The following is a 4,604-nucleotide window of genomic DNA, read 5'->3' as shown; positions in this document are numbered from 1 at the left end:
CATAACTACTTAACAGATTCATTTATTTCAACTCTAATTTTAACAAAAAATATTGCCATTTGCCATATTATATTCCATTTATGGAAGGGAATAATAAATAAAAGTTTACTTTATTGATTTCTTATATAAAACGAGCTAGGAATAATCCTAGCTATATGTTTTTCTTAAAATTCTTCACAGAATGTTTTTTGGCATTTCTATTTTGATTTTGATTTTCTTCTGTTATAGGTGTTTGATAATTGCATTTTTCCATTCTAGCTATTTTATTATCTGGTTGACTATCTTTTGGCATATTATTTCATCTCCTTTTACCACTTTCCATCATAGTTTATTGGATTTGCTTTATTATGCTTGCTTTTTGCTTTTCCTTGAATTTCTGGTACTGGATGAAAATCATTTTTAGGGAACTTTTGTTTATGATTACTTTCTGTTCCATGTGGTTCTTCAACATTAGGTCTTCTCATTCCTTTTTTAGCCATAAATAAACTCCTCCTTATAACTTTCTAATAATAGTTTGCTTATTTACTTTTCTAATATACTAGAAATATAAGGTTTAATTACATTCAATATTAAGTATAAAAATAAAACACACAAAGAATAATACTATTTCTTCGTGTGTTTTATAAAAAATAAGTTTAAAATTTAATTTGTGTTGTGTGATAAAATCTAAGGTTAAATCTCCAGAAAATTAATCAAATTTAAAATTCTTTAGAGCATCTTTAAAGACATCACCAAGTGTAACATCACTATTATCATTATATTTTTCATAATCTTCTTTTGAACCTTCTACAGTTTCCTTAATACTTAAAGAAATTCTATTTTTATCTACATTTAAAATTTTAACTTTAACAACTTCACCTATGGATAATTTATCTTGTGGCTTTGTTATATTTTCCTCAGAAATTTCTGAAATATGGACTAATCCTTCTACACCATCAGTTATTTCGACAAAGGCACCAAAATTCATAAATTTTACAACTTTACCTTCAACAATATCACCAGTGCTAAATTTGTTTTCGATATTATTCCATGGATCATAATCCATATCTTTTAAAGCTAGAGATATTCTATTTTTAGCCCTATCAAAATCTAATACATAAACTTCAACTTCATCTCCTATTGACACTACATCACTAGGATTCATAATTCTTTTCCAAGATAAATCATTTAAATGAATTAATCCATCTAATCCACCTAGATCAACAAAGGCACCAAAATTAACAAGTCTTGATACTACACCTTTTCTTTTCTCTCCCTTTTTCAATGAATTCCATAAATCATTAATTTTCTTTTCTTTTTCTTCTTCTAAGACTATCCTTCTTGATAATATGATTTTATTATCTTCTTTATTAAATTCTATAACCTTAACCTCAAACTTCTCATTAATGAATTTAGATAAATCTTTTACATACTCATTAGAAACTTGTGAAGCAGGAATAAATGCCCTTATACCATCAACATCAGCAACTATTCCACCTTTAACAACTTCTCTTGTAGTTGCACCAATTACATTATTATTCTTATATGCTTGTTCTATTTTATCTAATGATTTTATTGCATCTGCTTTTCTCTTTGATAAAAGCACATGACCTTCACTCTCATTAATTCCTAAAACATATACTTCTATTTCTTCTCCTTCATTAATGAAATCTTTTAAATCCTCATCTTCGTTACATATCTCATTTTTATATATTACTCCATCGTACATAAAATTTATATTTACTAATACATCAGTGTCTTTTACGGATAAAACCTTACCTTTTAATATATCACCTTTATAAATTTTATTTAGAGACTTATCTATTTCATTCATAAACTCTTTCATTGAATTTTCCATCACACTTTCCCCTTTCTTGCTTATATACAAAGTATATACACTAAATATAGTATTTTCAATATGAATAAAGAAGACCAATAAAATTTTATGCTGGATAAAGTCCATTTTTACAAATAAATAAAAGGAAGGATTTCTCCTTCCTTAAGTATTAGCCACAACTAGAGCAAGTTGAGCATCCGCCACCTTCTGGTTTCTTTTCAGGCTCAATAGAAAATCCACTCATGCCATTTTCTTCTCCAGATAATATTGTTAATGCTCCAAACTGAGTTGTAACATCTTTATCAACTAAAAATGTTAATTCATTTATTACTTCTGTATTATCTTCAGGCTTTTGTTCATCTAAAACAAGATTGAATGATGGCCCACAACAGCTCATTCCTGCAAAATGTATTCTAATAACATTAGCTGTAACTTCATTGTCTAATAAAAACTGCTTAAATTCTTTAGCAGCATTTTCGCTCATTTTAACGATGCTCATAGTTTATACCTCTCTTTTAATTTATTATCACCAAATTAACAAAAGCCAAATTTTATTGAGAACAATTATTAATTAAGGTAATTACATAATAATATAAAAATAAATATAATGCAATAATAATTTATTTTTATGTTTTCCTTTATATATTATATTATTCGCAGATTATTTTCCATATCCTTCTACTATATCAAACAAAACTCTTTTTGATATTTCATTTAATTCAAATTCGTGAATATCATTCTTTAACATTGCAATGGTTCCATGCCCCTTACAATAGCTATTTAATTTGCAGGCTAAGGTAGAGCTCACGAACTCCTTGAAACTAGAATATTTAGTAGCTAGTTCCTTCATCAAAATAGATGCTTTCTGGAGATAGTATTTTTGATGATAATTTTCTGCTAAATAAAATTTACTTAATGGTATTATCTCTGTATTAAAGCTCATACCTAAGGCTTTTTCGAAATCCCTTTTAGAATTTTCTGCTATAATTCTCTCTTCATCTGTTCTATAAAATATAATAGATCTATATTGAGCTATACCAGTTTTATTTTCTGGTGTATGACTATCCCAAAAGCCATTTATTATTTCTTCATATGTAATTTTATCTCCATCATAATCGAACTCAAAGGTTTCTGCATGGTCACCAATATTATTATAAGTAGGATTCACTGTAGTTCCTCCACAATATCCCACCCTTGTTCTAATAACTCCGTCAACTATACCAAACTTGGCATCTGGAGTCCAAAATCATCCCACCGCTAGCGTTGCTGTTTTTAAATTTTTTGGTAATTCTGAATCAACCATTATCATTATTAACCATACCTCACTCTCAAAATTAGTTTTAAAATAATATTAAAATATAAAAACCCTTTTGTAAATTAGAATATAAAAACCTCCAAATCTATGGAGGCTTTTCAAATTAATATTATTGTATACCAATACTCTTAAAAAATTCTCTATTATTTATAACACTACTATCTTGAGGTCTAAATTTTGCTGCTAATTCATTATGCTCAAAGGATTCTTGTATTTTATTTATCTTATGATAGCAGACACATAATTGAAGGTGAGGACGCCATGTCCAATGATCTATACTTATAAATCCCAAAAAATTTTCAGGAATTTTTAACTTAGTAGCAGTTTCATACCAATATATTGCCTCATCATACCTTTCTTCTTTTTGAAAGAAATAACCTAATCTATAGCAACTTTCTGCTCTAGGGCTACTATATTCAAAGGCCCTTAAACAGCTCTCTCTAGCCTTTTTATGATTTCCTATTCCATCATAACAATCAGCAATCTTATATAAGGCATCTATTTTATCTTCAACCCATCCATCCATAGCCATAAATTCTTCAAGTTTGTCAATTGCTTCATAGTACATTCCATTATAAAAAAGCTCTTTTCCATAATAATAGGTATCTCTAGCATTAAATACATATCCTTCTTTTAACTTATTCTGATATATTTTTAAATTTCTCTTTCCACTACCTTTTAACTTTTTATGCACAACGTTTATATCACTATCTATAGTTTTTCCAAACACTTCAAGATATTCATGTATAAATCCTATCCATAGAAAATGTTTTTCTCGTTTTACTAATCTATTTCTTTTAAAAGTTAGAATAGGATTTTCAAATTCATCAAAATGAGTTTGATAATTCATAGTAACAGAATCTACAGAACTATCTAAAGTTTCCTTAAGATACTTTAGTTTTTCCTTATCTTCATAAGGAAGAATATCATCTGCATCTAACCATAATATATACTCCTTTGTAGCTTTACTAAAAGAATAGTTTCTAGCAGCTCCAAAATCATCTATCCATTTAAAATTATATATATTATTTGTATACTTTTTAGCAAGTTCAATAGTTTTATCTTCAGAGCCAGTATCAACAATTATTATTTCATCCACAACATCTTTTATGGAATCTAAACATCTTTCTATAACATCTTCTTCATCTCTGACAATCATACATAAACTAATAGTAATCATACTTACCTCCACAGTGACATTAATTCTAAACCTGCAATATGCTAAACCTGCAAATTTAGTAGAAAATAAGTGTACACCTCTATAATGACTTGATTTTTTTGTCAATATATGCGGTAATATACTTTTATATAATATGAAGGTAATTTGCCTTTAGTTACATATATATGGATAAACTACTCTAAAATTTAATGTATGTCTGAATATGAGTTACAGTTTGATATATTAATTCACAACTTTTAGATTAATGCACAACTTATATTAGTGCACAATTCACAATTCACAATGCACAGTTA

5 protein-coding genes and 1 pseudogene are annotated in these 4,604 nt (G+C 27.5%); all 6 read right to left on the bottom strand.

The annotated features are described in order from the left end of the window. Nucleotides 1–151: 151 nt before the first annotated feature. The 6 genes and pseudogenes from B2W91_RS10585 to B2W91_RS10560 all read right to left on the bottom strand — a co-directional run bounded on the left by B2W91_RS10585 (nucleotide 152) and on the right by B2W91_RS10560 (nucleotide 4,311). Nucleotides 152–292, bottom strand: coding sequence for a hypothetical protein (locus B2W91_RS10585; RefSeq protein ID WP_291580624.1), 141 nt, complete (start codon nucleotides 290–292; stop codon nucleotides 152–154). Nucleotides 293–308: 16 nt separating this feature from the next. Next, complete coding sequence (locus tag B2W91_RS10580; RefSeq protein WP_163247951.1) at nucleotides 309–479, bottom strand: hypothetical protein; 171 nt, start codon at nucleotides 477–479, stop codon at nucleotides 309–311. A 209-nt stretch (nucleotides 480–688) separates the two neighbouring features. Next, a complete protein-coding gene (rpsA, locus tag B2W91_RS10575; RefSeq protein ID WP_291580623.1) occupies nucleotides 689–1,837 on the bottom strand; it encodes a 30S ribosomal protein S1 in 1,149 nt (382 codons plus the stop codon). A gap of 148 nt (nucleotides 1,838–1,985) precedes the next feature. Further along, on the bottom strand, nucleotides 1,986–2,315 hold the full coding sequence (locus B2W91_RS10570; RefSeq protein ID WP_291580621.1) for a HesB-like protein: 330 nt from the start codon (nucleotides 2,313–2,315) through the stop codon (nucleotides 1,986–1,988). A 162-nt stretch (nucleotides 2,316–2,477) separates the two neighbouring features. Then, a pseudogene (locus B2W91_RS10565) lies at nucleotides 2,478–3,050 on the bottom strand (peptide-methionine (S)-S-oxide reductase MsrA); the annotation flags it as partial. A 190-nt stretch (nucleotides 3,051–3,240) separates the two neighbouring features. Further along, nucleotides 3,241–4,311 (bottom strand): glycosyltransferase, encoded by a 1,071-nt coding sequence (locus B2W91_RS10560; RefSeq protein WP_291580620.1) that lies wholly within the window; start codon nucleotides 4,309–4,311, stop codon nucleotides 3,241–3,243. Between the last annotated feature and the right edge of the window lie 293 nt (nucleotides 4,312–4,604).

Origin of the sequence: Clostridium sp. UBA6640, assembly GCF_002455975.1 — a bacterium.
In the GTDB taxonomy this organism is placed as follows: domain Bacteria; phylum Bacillota; class Clostridia; order Clostridiales; family Clostridiaceae; genus Clostridium_J.
The sequence above is the reverse complement of the archived record's forward strand: the minus strand, read 5'-3'. Positions and strand labels throughout refer to the sequence as shown.

Bases quoted from the DNA above. Each gene is read 5' to 3' on its own strand.
- B2W91_RS10580 (WP_163247951.1), bottom strand. From the start codon at position 479: ATGGCTAAAAAAGGAATGAGAAGACCTAATGTTGAAGAACCACATGGA.
- B2W91_RS10570 (WP_291580621.1), bottom strand. From the start codon at position 2,315: ATGAGCATCGTTAAAATGAGCGAAAATGCTGCTAAAGAATTTAAGCAG.
- B2W91_RS10560 (WP_291580620.1), bottom strand. From the start codon at position 4,311: ATGATTACTATTAGTTTATGTATGATTGTCAGAGATGAAGAAGATGTT.
- rpsA (WP_291580623.1), bottom strand. From the start codon at position 1,837: ATGGAAAATTCAATGAAAGAGTTTATGAATGAAATAGATAAGTCTCTA.
- B2W91_RS10585 (WP_291580624.1), bottom strand. From the start codon at position 292: ATGCCAAAAGATAGTCAACCAGATAATAAAATAGCTAGAATGGAAAAA.